This is a genomic window from Kitasatospora sp. RG8 (assembly GCF_017813315.1).
Taxonomy (GTDB): domain Bacteria; phylum Actinomycetota; class Actinomycetes; order Streptomycetales; family Streptomycetaceae; genus Kitasatospora.
Genome location: NZ_JAGIYX010000032.1, coordinates 83,538 through 101,364, shown reverse-complemented (window position 1 = coordinate 101,364; position 17,827 = coordinate 83,538). Strand labels below are relative to the sequence as shown.

14 protein-coding genes and 1 tRNA gene are annotated in these 17,827 nt (G+C 73.8%); 14 read left to right on the top strand and 1 reads right to left on the bottom strand.

The window, feature by feature from the left end:
• The 8 genes from J5Y04_RS34340 to J5Y04_RS34305 all read left to right on the top strand — a co-directional run.
• The coding region (locus J5Y04_RS34340) for a S1C family serine protease (RefSeq protein WP_209416452.1) at positions 1–1,344 on the top strand (1,344 nt) is incomplete at its 5' end.
• 63 nt (positions 1,345–1,407) lie between these two features.
• Positions 1,408–1,495 (top strand) — tRNA-Ser (locus J5Y04_RS34335).
• Positions 1,496–1,691: 196 nt separating this feature from the next.
• The gene (locus J5Y04_RS34330; RefSeq protein WP_209416451.1) at positions 1,692–2,807 is read left to right on the top strand and encodes a peptidoglycan-binding protein; all 1,116 of its coding nucleotides are present in this window, start codon (positions 1,692–1,694) and stop codon (positions 2,805–2,807) included.
• A 154-nt stretch (positions 2,808–2,961) separates the two neighbouring features.
• Positions 2,962–3,792 (top strand): MerR family transcriptional regulator, encoded by an 831-nt coding sequence (locus J5Y04_RS34325; protein WP_209416450.1) that lies wholly within the window; start codon positions 2,962–2,964, stop codon positions 3,790–3,792.
• 280 nt (positions 3,793–4,072) lie between these two features.
• Positions 4,073–5,299, top strand: a complete 1,227-nt coding sequence (locus J5Y04_RS34320; RefSeq protein ID WP_245206031.1) for an MFS transporter — start codon at positions 4,073–4,075, stop codon at positions 5,297–5,299.
• A 374-nt stretch (positions 5,300–5,673) separates the two neighbouring features.
• Complete coding sequence (locus J5Y04_RS34315) at positions 5,674–7,038, top strand: FAD-binding oxidoreductase (protein ID WP_209416448.1); 1,365 nt, start codon at positions 5,674–5,676, stop codon at positions 7,036–7,038.
• Positions 7,039–7,541: 503 nt separating this feature from the next.
• Positions 7,542–7,883 carry a hypothetical protein gene (locus J5Y04_RS34310; protein ID WP_209416447.1) on the top strand — a complete coding sequence of 114 codons (342 nt, stop codon included), beginning with the start codon at positions 7,542–7,544 and terminating at the stop codon, positions 7,881–7,883.
• Positions 7,884–8,315: 432 nt separating this feature from the next.
• Positions 8,316–9,086, top strand: a complete 771-nt coding sequence (locus tag J5Y04_RS34305) for a pyridoxal 5'-phosphate synthase (protein WP_241002682.1) — start codon at positions 8,316–8,318, stop codon at positions 9,084–9,086.
• A gap of 90 nt (positions 9,087–9,176) precedes the next feature.
• Here J5Y04_RS34305 and J5Y04_RS34300 read toward each other — a convergent pair whose 3' ends face one another.
• Positions 9,177–10,244: a DMT family transporter gene (locus J5Y04_RS34300; protein WP_245205998.1), complete on the bottom strand. Its 1,068-nt coding sequence runs from the start codon at positions 10,242–10,244 to the stop codon at positions 9,177–9,179.
• A gap of 152 nt (positions 10,245–10,396) precedes the next feature.
• Here J5Y04_RS34300 and J5Y04_RS34295 point away from each other — a divergent pair, with 152 nt between their 5' ends.
• The 6 genes from J5Y04_RS34295 to J5Y04_RS34270 all read left to right on the top strand — a co-directional run bounded on the left by J5Y04_RS34295 (position 10,397) and on the right by J5Y04_RS34270 (position 17,782).
• Positions 10,397–11,263 carry a DUF1906 domain-containing protein gene (locus tag J5Y04_RS34295; protein ID WP_209416446.1) on the top strand — a complete coding sequence of 289 codons (867 nt, stop codon included), beginning with the start codon at positions 10,397–10,399 and terminating at the stop codon, positions 11,261–11,263.
• Between the two features lie 101 nt (positions 11,264–11,364).
• Positions 11,365–12,714 (top strand): hypothetical protein, encoded by a 1,350-nt coding sequence (locus J5Y04_RS43335; RefSeq protein WP_209416445.1) that lies wholly within the window; start codon positions 11,365–11,367, stop codon positions 12,712–12,714.
• A gap of 312 nt (positions 12,715–13,026) precedes the next feature.
• Positions 13,027–13,743, top strand: a complete 717-nt coding sequence (locus tag J5Y04_RS34285) for a hypothetical protein (RefSeq protein ID WP_209416444.1) — start codon at positions 13,027–13,029, stop codon at positions 13,741–13,743.
• Positions 13,744–13,766: 23 nt separating this feature from the next.
• On the top strand, positions 13,767–14,966 hold the full coding sequence (locus J5Y04_RS34280) for a sensor histidine kinase (protein ID WP_209416443.1): 1,200 nt from the start codon (positions 13,767–13,769) through the stop codon (positions 14,964–14,966).
• The gene (locus J5Y04_RS34275) at positions 14,963–15,766 is read left to right on the top strand and encodes a response regulator transcription factor (protein ID WP_209416442.1); all 804 of its coding nucleotides are present in this window, start codon (positions 14,963–14,965) and stop codon (positions 15,764–15,766) included. Before J5Y04_RS34280 ends, J5Y04_RS34275 begins: the two co-directional genes overlap by 4 nt.
• A 354-nt stretch (positions 15,767–16,120) precedes the next feature.
• Positions 16,121–17,782, top strand: coding sequence for a long-chain fatty acid--CoA ligase (locus J5Y04_RS34270; RefSeq protein WP_209416441.1), 1,662 nt, complete (start codon positions 16,121–16,123; stop codon positions 17,780–17,782).
• Positions 17,783–17,827: the final 45 nt, after the last annotated feature.

The following is a 17,827-nucleotide window of genomic DNA, read 5'->3' as shown; positions in this document are numbered from 1 at the left end:
GCCGCCCCCGGCCACGACCCGTACGGCGCCCCGGCGGCACCGGGCGCGCCCGCGGCCCCCGGCCAGCACCACCCGTTCGGCGCCGGCCAGCCGCTCGGCGGCTGGGGCATGCACGACGCCACCGGCGGCGGTGCCGGCACGCCCGGCGGCCCCGGCTACCCCGGCGGCCCGCTCGGCTACCCGGGCGAGTACCCCGCCGCCCCCGAGCCCGGCGGCCCGCGCAAGAAGCGCGGCGGCCTGATCGCCCTCATCGCCGCCGTCGCCCTGGTCGCCGGTGTGGCCGGCGGCGCGCTCGGTGTCGCCGTCGCCGACCGTGACGGCAACGGCATCCTCGCCTCGGACGACCACCGGAGCACCACCGTCCAGGCCAGCAGCCCGCAGAAGAACGAGCCCGCCCCCGGCTCCGTCGCCGGCATCGCGCAGAAGGCGCTGCCCAGCGTCGTCACCATCAAGGCGCAGGGCAACGGCGAGTCCGGCACCGGCACCGGCTTCGTCTTCGACACCGAGGGCCACATCCTCACCAACAACCACGTCGTCGCCCCCGCCTCCAACGGCGGCAAACTGACCGTCAAGTTCGCCGACGGCAACTCCTACAGCGCCTCCGTGCTCGGCCGCGCCGAGGGCTACGACGTCGCCGTGGTGAAGCTCGACAACCCGCCGAAGGGCAAGCTGACGCCCCTTCCGCTGGCCGACTCCGACAAGGTCAACGTCGGTGACTCCACCATCGCCATCGGCGCCCCGTACGGCCTGGAATCCACCGTCACCACCGGCATCATCAGCGCCAAGGACCGTCCGGTCGCGTCCGGCGACGAGACCGGCGCCCAGTCCTCGTACATGAACGCCCTGCAGACCGACGCCTCCATCAACCCCGGCAACTCCGGCGGCCCGCTGCTGGACTCCAGCGGCGCGGTGATGGGCATCAACTCGGCGATCCAGTCCAACACCTCCAGCAACGGCCGGGCCGGCAGCATCGGTCTCGGCTTCGCCATCCCGATCAACCAGGCCCGGTGGGTCGCCGACACGCTGATCAAGACCGGCAAGCCCGTGTACGCGAAGCTCGACGTCCTGCGCAACGACGACTACAAGGGCGACGGCGCGCAGATCCAGACGCGAGACATCCAGGGCACCCCCGCCGTCACCCCCGGCGGCGCCGCCGACAAGGCCGGCCTCAAGCCGGGCGACGTCATCACCAAGCTCGGCGGCAGCCCGATCGAGAACGGCCCCGCCCTGGTCAGCAAGATCTGGACCCACAAGCCCGGCGAAACCGTGGACGTCGAGTACACCCGCAACGGCCAGACCTTCACCACCAAGGTCACCCTCGCCGAGCGGGTCGGCGACAGCTGACCCGCCACCTCCCCAAACCCGGTGCACCGAACCCCGCCGGACCCGTTAGGCTGACCTCCGCCTGGAGAGCTGCCCGAGCGGCCTAAGGGAACAGTCTTGAAAACTGTCGTGGCGTGACCCGTCACCGTGGGTTCGAATCCCACGCTCTCCGCTGGTAGGAGAACCACCTGCTCAAGGCGGGTGCCGGTAGCTTCCGGCACCCGCCTTCTGCGTTTCCGGGCCGGGGGAGCGGTGTCCGCTTTCACCTGAACGGGGGGTTTGGGGCGGAGGTGTCCTCTCGCGGGGCGCGAGGTCTCGTTTGTCGGGAGTGAGGGGCGGACCGCCCCGGGCCCGGCGAGGAGAGACGGATGGCCTGGTACCCCGGCGCTGAGAAGATGGAGCTCCAGCCCGAGTCGGACGCGCAGCCGGCGATCGTGCCGACGCAGGTGATCTTCCACAGCATCGCGGCGCCGTGGACGCCGCGGCGCATGTACGAGTACTGGCGGGACTCGACCAATCTGGAGTCCCACTTCGGGGTCGGCTACGACGGGCACGTGGGCCAGTTCATCGGCACGCAGACCCGCGCCGACGCCAACATGTACGCCAACCGGCGACCGGACGGCACGGGGGCGGTGAGCATCGAGTCGGCCAGCAACGACCAGCACACCGATCCGTGGACGGACGCGCAGGTCGCGGCGCTGATCGCGCTCGGGGTCTGGCTGCACCGGCAGCACGGGATCCCGGTGCGGATCTGCCGCAGCGCCGACGACCCGGGCTTCGGGTACCACCGGTTGTTCCCGGACTGGTCGGACGGCGGCACCGCCTGCCCGGGCGACGCGCGGGTGCAGCAGTTCCTGGCCGTGGTGCTGCCCGGTGTCGCCGCGGCCGTGGGCGGGACAGGTACGCCGCTGCCGCCGCCGCGTTCGGACAGCGGGCCGGCCCGGTACCGGGTGACCATCAACGGTCTGGAGTACGGCTACGGCGCGCACGGCCCGCAGGTCCGGGAGGTCGGCGAGGCGCTGGTCGCCGCGGGCCACGGCTCGCACTACACGGTCGGCCCGGACGAGGACTGGCGCGACGCCGACACCCTCAACTACCAGGACTACCAGCAGAGTCTGGGCTACTCGGGGTCTGCCGCGGACGGCGTGCCGGGCGAGGACTCGCTGCGCCGGCTGCTCGGCCGGCTGCCCTCGCCGTACCAGGTCTCATTGGCCCACATCGTCGCGGCGGCGCGGAGGGACCCCGGCGCCGAGCAGGGGCACCAGACCTACGGCGGCGAGGTCCGGATCGTCGAGCAGGCGCTGGCGGACGAGGGGTTCCTGGAACAGCGCTGGGTCGACGGCTCGCTCGGCACTATGACGGTGCAGGCGTACGCGGCGTTCCAGCGCAGCCTCGGCTACGCGGGCTCCGACGCGAACGGCATCCCCGGGCAGCGCAGCCTGCGGGAACTGGGCCGGCGACGGGGGTTCGACGTGACCGACTGAGCCGCGGCGGAGCGCCACTGCGCGGGCGGCGGCCGGGGCGGGGCGGGCCGGGTGGCCGGCAACCGGGAGGGGCAGGCAGGAGAGGAGGCAGGAGGGGGAGGCGGAGCGCGGTGCTTGACCATGACACGGTGTGAGGGTCTGCACTGGAGGCATCATGTTCAACATCGGAGACTTCGCCAAGCACGGCCGGGTGTCGGTCCGCATGCTGCGCCACTACGACGCGATCGGGCTGCTGCGCCCGGCCCGTGTCGACCCGGCCAGCGGCTACCGCTCCTACGAGGCCGCCCAACTCGCCCGGCTCAACCGCGTCATCGCGCTCAAGGACCTCGGCTTCACGCTGCAGCAGGTGCTGGCCGTCCTGGACGAGCGGGTGGACGCGGCCGAGCTGCGCGGGATGCTGCGGCTGCGGCGAGCCGAACTCGCCGCGGCGATGGCGGCGGACGCCCAGCGGCTGGCCCGGGTCGAGGCGAGGCTCCGGACGATCGAGAGCGAGGGAACGATGTCGGTGCACGATGTCGTGGTGAAGCGGGTGCCGTCGGTGCGGGTCGCGGAGCTGACGGCCGTCGCGGCGAGCTACGAACCGGAGGACATCGGGCCGGTGATCGGCCCGCTGTTCGCCGAGCTCTGCCGCCGGCTGGCGGAGGCCGGGGTGGAGGAGGCCGGTCCGTCGTTGGCCCGGTACGAGGACGTGCCGGACGGCGACGGCGCGGTGCTGATCCGGGTGGCGGTCCCGGTCGCGAAGGCCGTGACCGGGGAGGGGGAGTCCGGCTTCGCGGTGGTCGACCTGCCGGAGATCGCGGAGGCGGCGACCATCGTGCACCGCGGTTCGATGGACGACGCGGTGGGTGCCTTCCAGACGCTGGCCCGCTTCATCGCCGAGAACGGCTACCGCTCCGCGGGGTACGCGCGTGAGCTGTACCTGGAGTGCCCGGACAGCCAGGCGGACTGGGTGACGGAGTTTCAGGAGCCGGTGGTCCGCGCGTAGTCGGTGCGGGACCGGTGCGGGGTGGGCTGCGGCCGGTTTGCCCTCGACCAGGTCGAGGGTCCTACGGTCGGCAGGCATGGCGACGACCAGCACCACCGAAACCACGCCCGCCGGTCCTCCCGGTTCTCCCGGTTCTCCCGGTTCTCCCGGTCCTTCCGGTCCTTCCGGTCCTTCCGGTCCTCCCGGTCCTCCCGGTCCTTCCGGTCCTTCCGGTTCTCCCGGTCCTCCTGATCCTTCCGGTCCTCCCGGTACCGCTGCCGCACCGGCGCGGCGGGCGGCGCTGCCCGGGCCGTACCTGGTCTGGCTCGCCGGCTCCCAGGCCGGCCTGCTGGGTGACGCGGCGCTCTACTTCGCGCTGGGCTGGGCCGCGTCCGCCCACGGCGGGGGTGCGGCGGGCCTGGTGCTCACCGCGATCACGGTGCCGCGCACCGTCCTGGTGCTGCTGGGCGGCGCGGTGGCGGACCGGTTCGGGGCGCGCCGGGTGATGCTCGCCGGGGACGCGGTGATGCTGGGTGCCACGCTGGCCCTGGCGGCGGCCGCGTCCGGCTGGGGCACGCCGCTGCGGCTGCTGGTCGTGGCGGCCGTCGTGATCGGCACCGTCGACGCGTTCTACCTTCCGGCGAGCGGGTCGATGCCGCGCCGCCTGGTGGGTGCCGGGCAGCTGTCCCGGGCGCTCGCGCTGCGGCAGGCGGGCGGGCAGGTCGCCGCACTGCTCGGGGCGCCGCTGGGCGGCGTGCTGGTCGCGCTGGGCGGGCTGTCCGGGGCGGCGCTGGCGGATGCGGTGAGCTTCGGGGTCGTCCTGCTGGTGCTGCTGCGGGTGCGGCCGCAGGAGGGGCGGGACGAGCGGGAAGAGCGGGACGGGCGGGAAGAGCCGGACGGGAGGGGGCCGGGGCAGCCCGGGGACTCCCCGGGGCTGCTGCGCGAGGCGGCCGACGGCGTCCGTCTCGCGTTGGCCGACCCGCTGCTGCGGGCGGCACTGCTACTGACCGGGGCCGCCGCCGGGGCGCTGCTGCCGGTCGTCTCCTTGCTGGCGCCGCTGCTCGCCCGGACGCACGGCTGGGGTGCCGGGGCCGCCGGACTGGTGGCCGGCGGGCAGGGTGCCGGGGTCCTGCTGGTGGCCGGTCTGATCGCCTGGCGGGGGGCCCTGCGGCGGGCCGGGGTCGGGGCGGCCGCCGGTCTCTGCTCGGCCGCGGCGGGGATCGCGCTGCTGGCATGGGCGCCCGGCGTGCCGGCGGCGGTCGCTGGCGGCGTGGTGGCCGGGGCAGGCTCGGGCCTCTTCGCCTGCCACCTCGGCCCGCTGGTCCTCGGCGGGGCCCCGGCCGGCCATCTCTCCCGCGTGCAGGCACTGTTGACGCTGGTGCAGAGCGGCGCCCTGGTGCTGTCGACGGGCCTGCTCGGCGTCCTCGCCGACGCGGCCGGCCCCCGCTGGCCGACGGCGCTCTGCGCGTTGGCGACCGGCGCGGCAGGGCTCGTCGCGCTGACGTCGGCCGCACTGCGCCGGGCCTGACGGGCGTCGCTGCCTGACGCCTCCGTGCAGCCCGATGTGCGACACGGCTGCGTGGCCCGGATGCGTGGCCCACTGGACTGCACTGCGTCTGCCGGCGCCCCTGCCTCCTGCCCCTGCCTCTGCCTCCAACTCTGCCTCTGCCGGTGCGGAGGGTGTGGGCCATCCTCCGTCCGGGGCGGGCCGGGCCGGAGCGGCGTACTTGCCGGTCGTCCAGCCGCCGGGCAGAGTGCGGGCAGAGGCGACGGGCGGCGTACGACCGCGCGGCCCGCGGCCGGGCACCAGCGGCCGACGGGCGGTGTACGACGGTCGGGCGGCGCGTGAACAGGGCGGCGTACCGCCGGACGGCGTGCGCCGGGTGGCGATCGGAGGCGGCGATGAGTGATCTGACGGACCGACTGGCACAGGGGCTCCCGCCCGGCGCACTGGTGGTGGACCCGGATGTGATGGCCGCCTACAGCCATGACATGGCGGGATTCTGCGCCGCCGGCACCCCGGCGGTGGTGGTCTTCCCGGAGACGGTCGAGCAGGTGCAGCACATCCTGCGGATCGCCACCGAGCTGCGCGTCCCGGTGGTGCCGCAGGGCGCCCGGACCGGGCTCTCCGGCGCGGCCAACGCCGTCGACGGCTGCATCGTGCTGTCGATGGTCAGGATGAACCGGATCCTGGAGCTCGACCCGGTGAACCGGATCGCGGTGGTCGAGCCCGGTGTGGTGAACGCGGAACTGTCGCGCGCAGCAGGAGAGTTGGGGCTCTCCTATCCGCCGGACCCGTCCAGCTGGGAGTCCTGCACGATCGGCGGCAACATCGGCACCGGCGCGGGTGGCCTCTGCTGCGTGAAGTACGGCGTCACCAGCGAGTACGTGCTCGGGCTGGACGTGGTGCTGGCGGACGGGAGGCTGCTCTCCACCGGGCGCCGGACGGCCAAGGGCGTCGCCGGCTACGACCTGACCCGGCTGCTGGTCGGTTCGGAGGGCACACTGGGGGTGGTGGTCCGGGCAGTGGTTGCCCTGCGTCCCGCTCCTGCACCGCAGTTGGCGCTGGTCGCGGAGTTCCCGAGCGCGGACGCGGCAGGCGCCGCGGTCTGCGAGGTGATGGCGCGCGGGCTCACGCCGTCGCTGATGGAGCTGATGGACTCGGTGAGCATCCGGGCGGTCAACGAGCTGGCGCAGATGGGGCTTCCGGAGTCGACGCAGGCGCTGCTGCTGGTGGCCTTCGACGGAACGGATCCGGCGGCCGAGCTGGCGGTGGTGGGAGAGATCTGCCGGGTGGCCGGCGCGACCGAGGTGGTACCGGCCGACGACCAGGCCGAGTCCGAAATGCTGCTGGAGGCAAGGCGGTTGGCGCTCCCGGCGCTGGACCGGCTGGGCACCACGATGATCGACGACGTGGCGGTGCCGCGCTCCCGGCTCGCCGAGATGCTGAACGGCGTGGCCGCGATCGCCGAGCGGCACGAGCTGACCATCGGGGTGGTGAGCCACGCCGGCGACGGCAACACGCACCCGATCGTCATCTTCGACGCCGCCGATCCCGAGGAGTCGGCGCGGGCGCAGCGGTCCTTCGACGAGATCATGGCGTTGGGGCTGGAGCTGGGCGGCACGATCACCGGGGAGCACGGGGTCGGGCTGCTGAAACGGGACTGGCTGGCGCGCGAGTTGGGGCCGGTGGCGGTGGAGCTCCAGCGCCAGGTGAAGGCTGTCTTCGACCCGCTGGGCATCCTCAATCCCGGGAAGGCGGTCTGAGTCGCGGGCCGGGTCGCGCTCTGGGGCGCGCTCTGAGTCGCGCTCTGGGGCGCGGGCTGAGCCGTGGCGCGGGGGCTGAGTCGTGACATGGCCCGCGGGAAATAGGATTGTTTGAACAGTCACAGGATGGCTGGATATATCGACACGGTACGGTCGCGCGACCTTGAGGGGCGCGATCGGGCGGGATTCGCGCCAGGGTGGTGCGACGGGTTCTCCGTGTGCCCCCCGTGTGCTGTTCACGGTGGCCTCCTGGCTTGCCATCGTTCGGGCAAAATCCCAGGTGGATGATGGTGTGTCGGCGCGCTTTCCGATCGCGGGGCCGTTATTCCTCGCTGCCCTGGATATCACGCTAACGGGCGAAACTGCCGCCCCGAGGTGGTGCTTTGTCGATTTGTTGCGGAAGTCTGTCCCTCGGCGTCGCAGCCCGCTGGTGTTCGTCTGGCCGACGAACTCCCGCACTCAATGCACGAATACCCGATTGACAGCTTTTTGGAGGCAGACCCATGGCTCGTATCCACATCCGCAATCGAAGTCGCCGGCTTGCCGGTCTTCTGGTCGCCGCTCCGCTCGCGGCCGGTCTGCTGCTCGCGGGTGCCGGTTCCGCCGCCGCCGACAACGGTGCGGCGGCCAACGACGGCTCCAGCAGCGGCGTGGTGTCGAACGTCGGGACGGGGAACGTCTTCGGCTCCGTCGACGGCAACTACGTCTCCACCCAGCAGACGGCCACCGGCGCCGGTGCCTCGAACCAGGCCAACACCCTCGCGGTGAAGGACAACACGGGCGTCATCCTGGCCGGCCAGTCCAACAAGAACGTCAACCTCGTCTTCGCCCCGGTCTTCCACTGACTCTTCCCCTGAGCGTTACGGGTACCACCACCGCCGGCGGGGGCGCCGGGGGTGGGTGACCGCGGGTGATCTGAGCATCCACGGTGGGGATCGAAGCGAGACGACTCGATGCAGGGAACGACCGGGTAGCGGAAAGGGTCACCGCGAACCGGCCTCGTGGGCGGTGCCGATCGACGGCACCGCCCACGAGCGCGTCCGGGGACGGGCCCTCCCGGTACGCACCGGCGCCTGCCCGGGCGCGTGCCCGGCCGCCCGCCCGGGCGCGTGCCCGACCGTCCCGTCCGGCCGCCGCGAACCCCGTCGGGCCAGGGCGCGCGCGGAGCCGTCACCCCTCGGCGGTACGGTTGCGCTCCGACAGCGCACCCCGTGCCCGGGCCCCCGGAGGCCCGTCCGGCGAGGGCTGCGGCCGCGGCAACCGGAAGGAAGGGTGCGATGGCAGCGGAGGAGGAGGGCCTGAAGGGCCCGGGCGAGGCCAGGCCTGCACCGGGACCGGAGACGAGGCCCGAACCGCGGCTGGAGCCGAGGCCCGAGCCCAGGTCCGTACCCGAGCTGCTGCTCGGCCGTCCGCCGATGGCCCGCCCGCTGCCGTCCTTCGACGCCGAGGCGGCCCCGGCCGAGCCCGGCCCGCTCTTCGTCGACTGGCTCGCCACCGCCCTCGCGGCCGGCGTGCTGGACCCGCAGGTCGCCACCCTCTCCACGGTCGACGCCGACGGCCTTCCGGACGCCCGGGTGCTGGTGCTGCGCGACGTGGACGCGGCCGGCACCGGCTGGGTCTTCTCGGCCGCCGCCGACAGTCCGAAGGGCCGTCAGCTCGCCGACCACCCGGCCGCCGCGCTCACCCTCTACTGGCCGCCGCTCGGCCGCCAGGTCAGGGTCCGGGGCACCGTCGAGCGTGCCGCCGACCAGGTCGCCGGCGCCGAGTTCGCGACCCGCTCCCCGGATGCCCGGATCGGCGCGCTGGTGGGACGGCAGAGCGAGCCGCTGGCCTCCCTGGCCGAGTACGACGAGGCGGTCGCGGTCGCCCGCCGCCGTCTGGAGGCCACCCCGGACGCGGTCGCCGCGGGGCACGCCGTCTACACGCTCTGGGCCCACGAGGTGGAGTTCTGGCAGGGCGACGCGGACCGCCGCCACGTCCGGCTGCGCTACACCCGGACGGGGCCGGTCCGCACCCCGGAGTGGTCACGGACGCTGCTCTGGCCGTAGGGCGCCGGCCGGTGAGGCGCCGGCCGGTTGTACGCCGACCGGTTGCGCGCAGGCCGGTGAGGCGCCGCCCGGCGCCCGGCCGCGCTCGGCTCAGCGCCGCCCGGTCAGGGTGCCCCCGACGCTGGCGGCCACCACACAGCCGATTCCGGCCAGCTGCGCCGCACCGAGCAGCTGTCCCAGCACCACCAGCCCGACCAGTGCACTGACCGCCGGCTCCAGACTCACCAGCACGCTGAAGACCCGCTGCGGCATCCGCCGCAGCGCCGTCATCTCCAGCGCGTACGGGATCACCGGCAGCAGCAGCGAAACCCCGGCGACCGAGAGCAGCAGCACCAGCGGCGAGGTGCCCGGCGCGGTCAGGCCGTCCCAGGCCTGGCCGAGCCCGAACGGCGCCAGCGTCAGCGCGCCCACCGTCATCGAGACGGCGAGCCCCTGGAAACCCTGGAAGGCGGCGCCGACCTTGTCCGTGAACAGGATGTACGCGGCGTAGCAGGCGGCGGCGCCGAAGGCGTACACCAGGCCGACCGGGTCCAGCCCGGCCCCGCCGCCGCCCTCGCCGAGCAGGGTCAGCAGGGCCACGCCGCCAGCCGCCAGTAGCGCCCAGACCAGGTGGCTGGCCCGGCGCGCGAAGACCAGCGCGACCGCGAGCGGACCGAGGAACTCGACGGTCGCGGCGGTGCCCATCGGCAGCCGGTCGATGGCCCCGGCGAACAGCAGCGTCATCCCGGCGGAGGCCATGCCGAGCAGGCCGGCCGCGGCGAGGTCGCGCGGACGGCGGCCCCGCAGCCGGGGCCGGGTGGCGGCGAGCAGGATCACCGCTGCGAAGCCCAGCCGGAGGAACGTCGTGCCGCTGACCCCGAGCGGGCCGAACAGCGGCTTGGAGAGTGCGATGCCGAGCTGGACCAGGAACATCGCGGTCAGACAGAAGAGCGGCGCCGGGATCTTCTCCGGGCGCCGCAGGAAGTTCGGGAACCGCCGGCCGGTGGGCCGGCCGGGCTGCGTGCCTGGTGGTGTCTCGGAGCCGGGCGCCCCGCCTCGTCGCCAGCCACCGCGCTCGCCGGCGGGCTCGCCCTTGGGGGCGGGCGGCATGGCAAGGGCCTCGGCGACGGCGACGGCCGGCGTCGGGGCGGTGGTTTCGCTGGGGTTGAGCGTGGGCATAATGGCGAGTTTGCCGTAAGGAGTGACGTGGCTGCAAGCTCGTTACCAGAATCGGGACGGATATGGACGGGTGCGCCCGAAAGGGTGGGCTTCTCCGGCGCCCGCGGCGCGGCTGCCGCATTCGTCCGATGGTCCGTCAGTATCAATGCCAGGTGCGCTATCTCCGCCCGGCGGCCATGGCCGCCGCCTCCCTCGTCCTCCTGCTGGCCGTCGACGGGACGGATGTGGGCGCCCCGGCGGCCGCCGCCGTGCCCCGCATCCGGGCCACCGTCCTTCCCGACCTGGCCGGACCCCCACCCGCCCGCACCCGCGAAGCCTTCAGCGGTGCCGCCTTCGACGCCTGCACCGCACCGCCGCTCGAAACCCTCCGCGCCTGGCGCGGCGTCTCCCCGTACGGCGCGCTCGGCATCTACACCAGCGGTACCCAGCGCGGCTGCACCCAGCCGAGGCTCACCGCCGACTGGGTCCGCCAGGCGCGTGCGATGGGCTGGCGGTTCCTCCCCGTGCACGTCGGCCTCCAGGCGCCGTGCAGCGATCTCAAGAACAAGCCGAACCGCATCGACCCGGCCCGCGCCGCCCAGCAGGGCCGGGACGAGGCGGGCGAGGCGGTCAGCGGCCTCATGACCGTCGGGTTGGGCACGGGCAGCCCGGTCTTCCTCGACATCGAGGCGTACCCGGTGAACGACCCCGTCTGCGGGCAGGCCGTCGTCGACTTCACCCTCGGCTGGACCCAGGCCCTGCACGCCGCCGGCTTCCGCTCCGGCTTCTACTCCAGCCTCGACTCGGGCATCGCCGACCTCGCCGCCGCCGCCCGCGCCGGCAGCTCCCCGATGCCCGACACCCTCTGGTACGCCCGCTGGAACGACCAGGCCGACACCGCCGGCGGCGGCGCCCTCACCCCCGAGCTCTGGATCGACCACCAGCGGGTCCACCAGTACCACGGCAACGTCGAGGAGACGTACGGCGGCGCCACGCTCACCATCGACCGCAACCAGGTCGACGCCCCGCTGGCGGGCTGACGGTCCAGGACCGCCGGGTGGATAGGGTGTCCCGTTGACTCGATCACCTCCATCGGCAGAGCGTGATCGAGCCGAGCGCGATCAGGCAGAGGGGGACGGGCGTGTCGGACGGTCAGGGGTACTACGGCGGGGCGGGCGGGCGCGGCGGTGTGCCGCAGCCGAACCCGTACGCGCAGGGGGTTCCGCAGCCGAACCCGTACGGGCACGTCGGTGTGCCGCAGCCGAACCCGTACGCCCAGGGGGTTCCGCAGCCGAACCCGTACGGGCACGGCGGCGCGCCGCAACCCAACCCGTACGCCCGGCCTGTCCCCGTCCCCGCCCCCCAGGGCACCCCGTACCCGCAGCCGGTCCCCGCGCAGCCCGTGCCCGCGCAGTTCGTGCCGCCGCAGCCCGTGGCCGCGCAGCCCGTGGCGGGGTACCCCGCGCAGCCCGTGGCCGGGTACCCCGCGCCTGCCGTGCCGCAGTCAGTGCGCGCTCCCGCACCCCCGAGCACCGACTACCCCGGCCCGGCGCCGCGCCGCAGCCGGACCGGTGTGCTGGTCCAGTTCACCCTCCAGTGGATCTACGCGCCCCTCTGGATCGCGGCCCTGGTGTCCCTCATCGTGATCCTGCTCTGGACGGGTGCCAGCGGTCCGACCGGCTCCGACTCCTGGCTGAAGGTCAACCGCACGTTCATCCCGCCGCGCCGTCTCAAGGCCGAACTCACCGGTCGGCCGGACGTCTGGGAGCGGTACCTCACCCCGATCCTCGAACGGCGGATCCGCGAGGCCGAGGCGAGGCACGCCGCCGGCGACGGTGAGGTCGGCGACGACCTCACCCGCACGATGCGGGTCAAGTTCTCCGTCCGCCTCTACCGGGGCCTCGGCGCGGCCGGCGTGGTGCGGCTCGCCGAGCGGTACGGCTGGGAGGGCGGGTCCGTCGGGGGCGACCCGGACCGGGTCTGGATCCGACGCGTCTTCCCCGCCCCGCCCCGGCTGCCCGCTCCCGGCCCGCAGGACCCGCCGGCCGCCCCCGGCACGCCGTGGGGTCCGCGACCGGGCCGGTTCGCGCTCCTGCTGCCGCTGATGTTCGTGCTGCAGATCGCCTACGTCCCCGTCTACGGGGTGCTCAACCTGCTGGCCTTCTGGGTGACCCACCACGAGCCGGACCACTGGGAGCGCTGGGGCGCCCGTTGGACGGTCGGGCCGCGCGCCTTCTGGGCGGAGCTGTCCGGCAGCGCCGCCGCCTGGGACCGCCACATCCGCCGCATTCTGGCCCGCGACACCCGCCTCAAGCCCGGCTCCGCGGGACCGGCCCTTCCGCGGCGCATCCAGATCAACCTCGCCACCTACCGTGGCGCCGGGGCTCAGCAGGTCCTGCGCATCGCCGCCGAACAGGGGTACGTCCTCGACCCGGCCTACACCCCGGAGCCCGAGGCCTGCGTCCGCCTCTACCGGCCGGACCAGGGCTGACCTGCCGTCATCCAGCCTGCGGTTGTCGTGCCTGCGGTCATCCTGCCCGCCGGTGTCCCGTCCGCCGTTCTTCCGCTTGCCGTTGTCCCGCCCGCTGTCATCCGGTCTGTCGGTGGGCCGGGTCGGGCCGTTCTCGTAAGACCACGGTCCGACCCGAAAGTGACGACCGTGCTCCGATGTGCCGGGGTGGGGCGTCGCCGCATTGTTGGCCCCATGAAACCCGCCGCGCCGCACTCCTCGACCTCCTCGACCTCCTCGACCGTCTCCGCCCCCGCTCCTGCCTCCTCATCCACCTCAAGGGGCCCGCGCCCCATGGCCCATGAGCCTCCCGCCACCTTCCCGGGCCGTTGGGTCGGCGGTGTCTCCCTCGTCGTCGGGCCGCTCCTGCTCCTGGCCGGTGTGCTGCTCCGCGTCCGGTACGACTTCTTCTACCCGTCCCAACTCCGCGCCTATGAAGGGCATCCCACCCTCATCGCCGCCTCCTACAGTGCCTTCGGGGCCGGTTGTGTCCTGCTCTCCCCGGGCATCGTGCTGCTCGCCTCCCGGATAGCGCGGCAGCGGCGCGAGCTGGCCCTGTGGGGTGGGACCTTGGCGGTCCTCGGCCTGTCCGCGCGGACCTTCCACGCGGGTGTCGACCACCTCGCGTTCCAACTCGCCGCACAGGAAGGCGCAGAGGCTGCGACCCGTACGGTCGGTCAGGCCTACGGCGCGTTCCACGTCTTCAGCACGCTCAACGCGGCCGTCCTCGGCGGCTGGGTCCTGCTGGCCCTCGGCGCGCACCGGTCCGGGGTGCTCGGGCCGTGGCGGGCCCTTGCGCTGGCGCTGACGGCGGTGCTGCCGCTCGGGGTGCTGAAGGGGACGTCGCCGGGTTCGCTCGTCGCGCTGGCCGGGCTCTGCCTCGCGCTGGTCCCGCTCGGAATCTCCGTCCTCCGGTCCGGTCCACTCCCGGCGCGTCGTGTGGTCGTCGGGCGGCTGCTGCTCGTCGGGGCAGCCGGCACGGCGATGTTCCTCCTCGGGCAGGCGGGATGAGGCCGCGCAACTACGGTGGGGGGATGCGCTTGCTGCTCCGGTCGCATGCCGGCCATCTGATGGTGCTCGACTTAGGGGCGGCCGTCGTCATCACCCTCGCCTACGGGAGCCTGGCCGGCGCCGAACCGGTCGACGGGCTCCCCGTCTTCGGCGGGCCTGCCTGGCTGGGCTGGCTGGTGGCCGCAGGTGTCGGGATGCCGCTCGCCGTCCGGCGCCGCCAGCCGCTGCCCGTCCTTGCGGTGGTGCTGCTGTCCTCGGTGGCCGCCACCCTGCTGGACATCACCCGGGACCCGTTCGTCGCCACCGCCCTGGCCTGTTACCCGGTGGCCCTGTTGGAGCCGGCCCGGCGTTCCGCGGTCGCGATGGTGGTGACCCTGGCCGCGTCCGCCGCGGCGGTCCTGCTCGGCGAGGCGGTGGTCACGCCGGCCGGGTCGTGGACGGAGGCGGGCGCCACCGCGGCGTCGGTGTGCCTGGCCGTGGGCCTCGGCTGGGTCGTCGGCCGCTGGGTGCGCGAGCGCCGCGCGCTGGCGGCCGAGCAGGGCCGGGCGCTCGCCGATCAAGCTCTCGCGGACGAACGGATGCGCATTTCAAGGGAGTTGCACGACATCGTGTCGCACAGCCTGAGCACGATCGTCGTGAAGGCCTCGATCGCCAACCACGTCGCCGCGGCCCGCCCGGAGGAGGCCCACGACGCCCTGCAGGTGATCGAGCAGACCGGCCGCGAGGCACTGGCCGAGATGCGCCGGGCCCTCGGTGTGCTGCGCGACGACGCCGGTGCCGCGGCGGAGTCGGCCTCGCTGGCCCCGGCGCCGGGGCTGGCCGACCTGCCACAGCTCGTCCGCCGCGCCGAACAGGCGGGCGTCCGGGCCAGGCTGCGGGTCCGCGCCCCCGGGCACCTCCCGGCCGGGATGGAGCTCGCCGTCTACCGCATCGTCCAGGAGGCACTGACCAACGTGGTGAAGCACTCCGGAGCAGGCACCCGCTGCCAGGTCTCGGTCGGGACCGGTACGGCCGGAGAAGTCCTGATCGACGTCCTCGACCACGGCCCGCCGTCCGGGGCCCCCACCCCCGACCGGACCGGGCTCGCCGGCGGCCACGGCCTGCTCGGCATGCGCGAGCGCGTGCTGATGTACGGCGGCTCGCTCACCGCCGAGCCCCGCGCGGGCGGCGGCTTCGTGGTCTCGGCCCGGCTGCCGCACCCCCGACAGGGAGCGCCCGCATGACCGCCCCCACCTCCTCCGGCCCCACGTCGTCCGGTCCCACTTCCTCCGGTCCCGCGTCCACCTCCGTCTCCGCGTCCTCCGGCCCGGTCCGTGTGCTGGTGGCGGACGATCAGGCGCTGCTGCGGGGCAGCTTCAAGGTGCTCATCGAGACCGCTCCCGGGCTCGTCGCCGTTGCCGAGGCCGGCACCGGCGAGGAGGCGGTCGCACTGGCCCGCCGCCACCGGCCGGACATCATCCTGATGGACATCCGGATGCCAGGTATGGACGGCATCGCCGCCACCCGCGAGATCTGCGCCTCGCCCGACACGGCAGGCACCCGGGTCCTGATCCTGACCACCTTCGACCTCGACGAGTACGTGTTCGCCGCGCTGCGCGCCGGCGCGGCCGGGTTCCTGCTCAAGGACACCTCGCCGGACGCCCTGCTCGGGGCCATCCACACCGTCGCGGAGGGCGAGGCGCTGCTCTCCCCGTCGGTCACCCGCCGCCTGATCGCCGAGTTCGCCCGCCTCCCGGACGCCCGGTGGCCCTTCGCCGGAGCTCTCGACGGTGTGACCGGGCGGGAGCGGGAGGTCCTGACCCTGATCGCCCGCGGCCTCTCCAACGCCGAACTCTGCGAGCACCTCCACCTCAGCCCCGGGACGGTCAAGACCCACATCGGCCGCCTCCTGGCGAAGCTCGACGCGCGCGACCGTGCCCAGTTGGTGATCGCGGCCTACGAGTCCGGGCTCGTCTCCGCCCCTACTCCTTCAGGCCGAGCGTCAGCCAGCCGAGCCCCCCGCAGTCCCGGCAGGTCTCCGTGATGTGCCCCGTTCCCGACCGGTCCGCCCGCACCCCCAGCCGCGCCCGCGTCCGCACCCCACCGGAACAACACGGACAGGGCACCCGGAACCCGCCCGCCCCCCGATCAACCCGGCGGTCCTCATGACTGTCGCTCATGCCCACCAGTATCGCCCGCCCCACTCGCCCCCTCCTGTTGTTCCGCATCTTCCCCGGAGCGGTGGAACCGCGGCGAAGCCGTGATCCGTGCAACGGGGTCAGGATGCTGACATCGGGAGGGTGGAGAGGCACAATCGGGCTCGACTGCCCGCATTACCGGTGAGTAGACGAATGGTGGTGCAGTCGCAGCCGCAGTGCCGCCCGGTCAAGGAGGACCCGTGTTCAGCACGATGCAGGACGTACCGCTCACCGTCGCCCGGATCCTGAACCACGGGGCGACCATCCACGGGCGGTCGACGGTCACCACCTGGGACGGCACCGGGCCGGTGGTCCGGACGTACGCCGAGGTCGGGGCGCGGGCCGCGCAGCTGGCGTGCGCGTTGCGGGACGAGCTCGGGGTGACGGGCGACGACCGGGTCGCGACCTTGATGTGGAACAACGCCGAACACCTGGAGGCGTACCTCGCGGTGCCGTCGATGGGCGCGGTGCTGCACACGCTCAACCTGCGGCTCCCGGCGCAGCAGCTGTCGTTCATCATCAACCACGCCGCCGACCGCGTCATCATCGTGAACGGCACGGTGCTCCCGCTGCTGGCCGCCGTTCTGCCGGAGCTCGGCCCGACGCTCAAGCACATCGTGGTCAGCGGCCCGGGTGACCGGTCGGTGCTGGCCGGCTTCGCCGGCGCCGTGCACGAGTACGAGGACCTGATCGCCGGCCGGCCGGCCGAGTACCCCTGGCTGACCGACATCGACGAGCGCCAGGCCGCCGTGCTCTGCTACACCTCCGGCACCACGGGCGACCCGAAGGGCGTGCTCTACAGCCACCGCTCGGTCTACCTGCACTGCCTCCAGGTCAACTCCGGCGACAACTTCGCCTTCACGCCGCGTGACACCGCGCTGCCGGTCGTCCCGATGTTCCACGTGAACGCCTGGGGCATCCCGCACGCCGCCTTCATGTCCGGCGCCGACCTGCTCATGCCGGACCGCTTCCTCCAGCCGAAGCCGATGGCCGAGATGATCGCCGCCGTCCGGCCGACCGTCAGCGCCGCCGTGCCGACCATCTGGAGCGGCCTGCTCGACGAGCTGGACGCGGGCGACTACGACACCTCCAGCCTGCGGATGGTCGTCATCGGCGGTTCGGCCTGCCCGCCCTCGCTGATGAAGGGCTTCGAGGAGCGCCACGGCATCCGGGTCGTGCACGCGTGGGGGATGACCGAGACCTCGCCGCTCGGCTCCTTCGCCCAGGCGCCGGGCGGCCTCACCCCGGAGGAGGAGTGGCCGTACCGGGTGACCCAGGGCATCTTCCCCGCCTCGGTCGAGGCCCGGCTGATCGGCCCGGGCGGCGAGCGGATGCCGCACGACGGCGTCTCGGCGGGTGAGCTGGAGGTGCGCGGCCCGTGGATCGCCGGGGCGTACTACGGCGGCGCCGACCAGGACCCGCAGCGCCCGGAGGACAAGTTCTCCGAGGACGGCTGGCTGCGGACGGGTGACGTCGGCACCATCACCGCGGACGGCTACCTGACCCTGACCGACCGGGCCAAGGACGTGATCAAGTCCGGCGGCGAGTGGATCTCCTCGGTGGACCTGGAGAACCAGCTGATGGCCCACCCGGAGGTCGCCGAGGCGGCTGTGGTGGCGGTGCCGGACGAGAAGTGGGGCGAGCGGCCGCTGGCCACCGTCGTGCTGCGGCCCGGTGCCACGGCCGGGCTGAAGGAGCTGCGGGCCTTCCTCGCCGAGCGGATCGCCTCCTGGCAGCTGCCGGAGCGCTGGGCGATCGTCGAGTCGGTGCCGAAGACCTCGGTCGGCAAGTTCGACAAGAAGGTGATCCGCGCCAGCTACGCCGCCGAGGAGCTGGACGTCACGGTGCTCGGCAAGGAGTAGCCGGACACCCGACGCAACGGGCAGGCCGAACACGGCTGAGGGCCG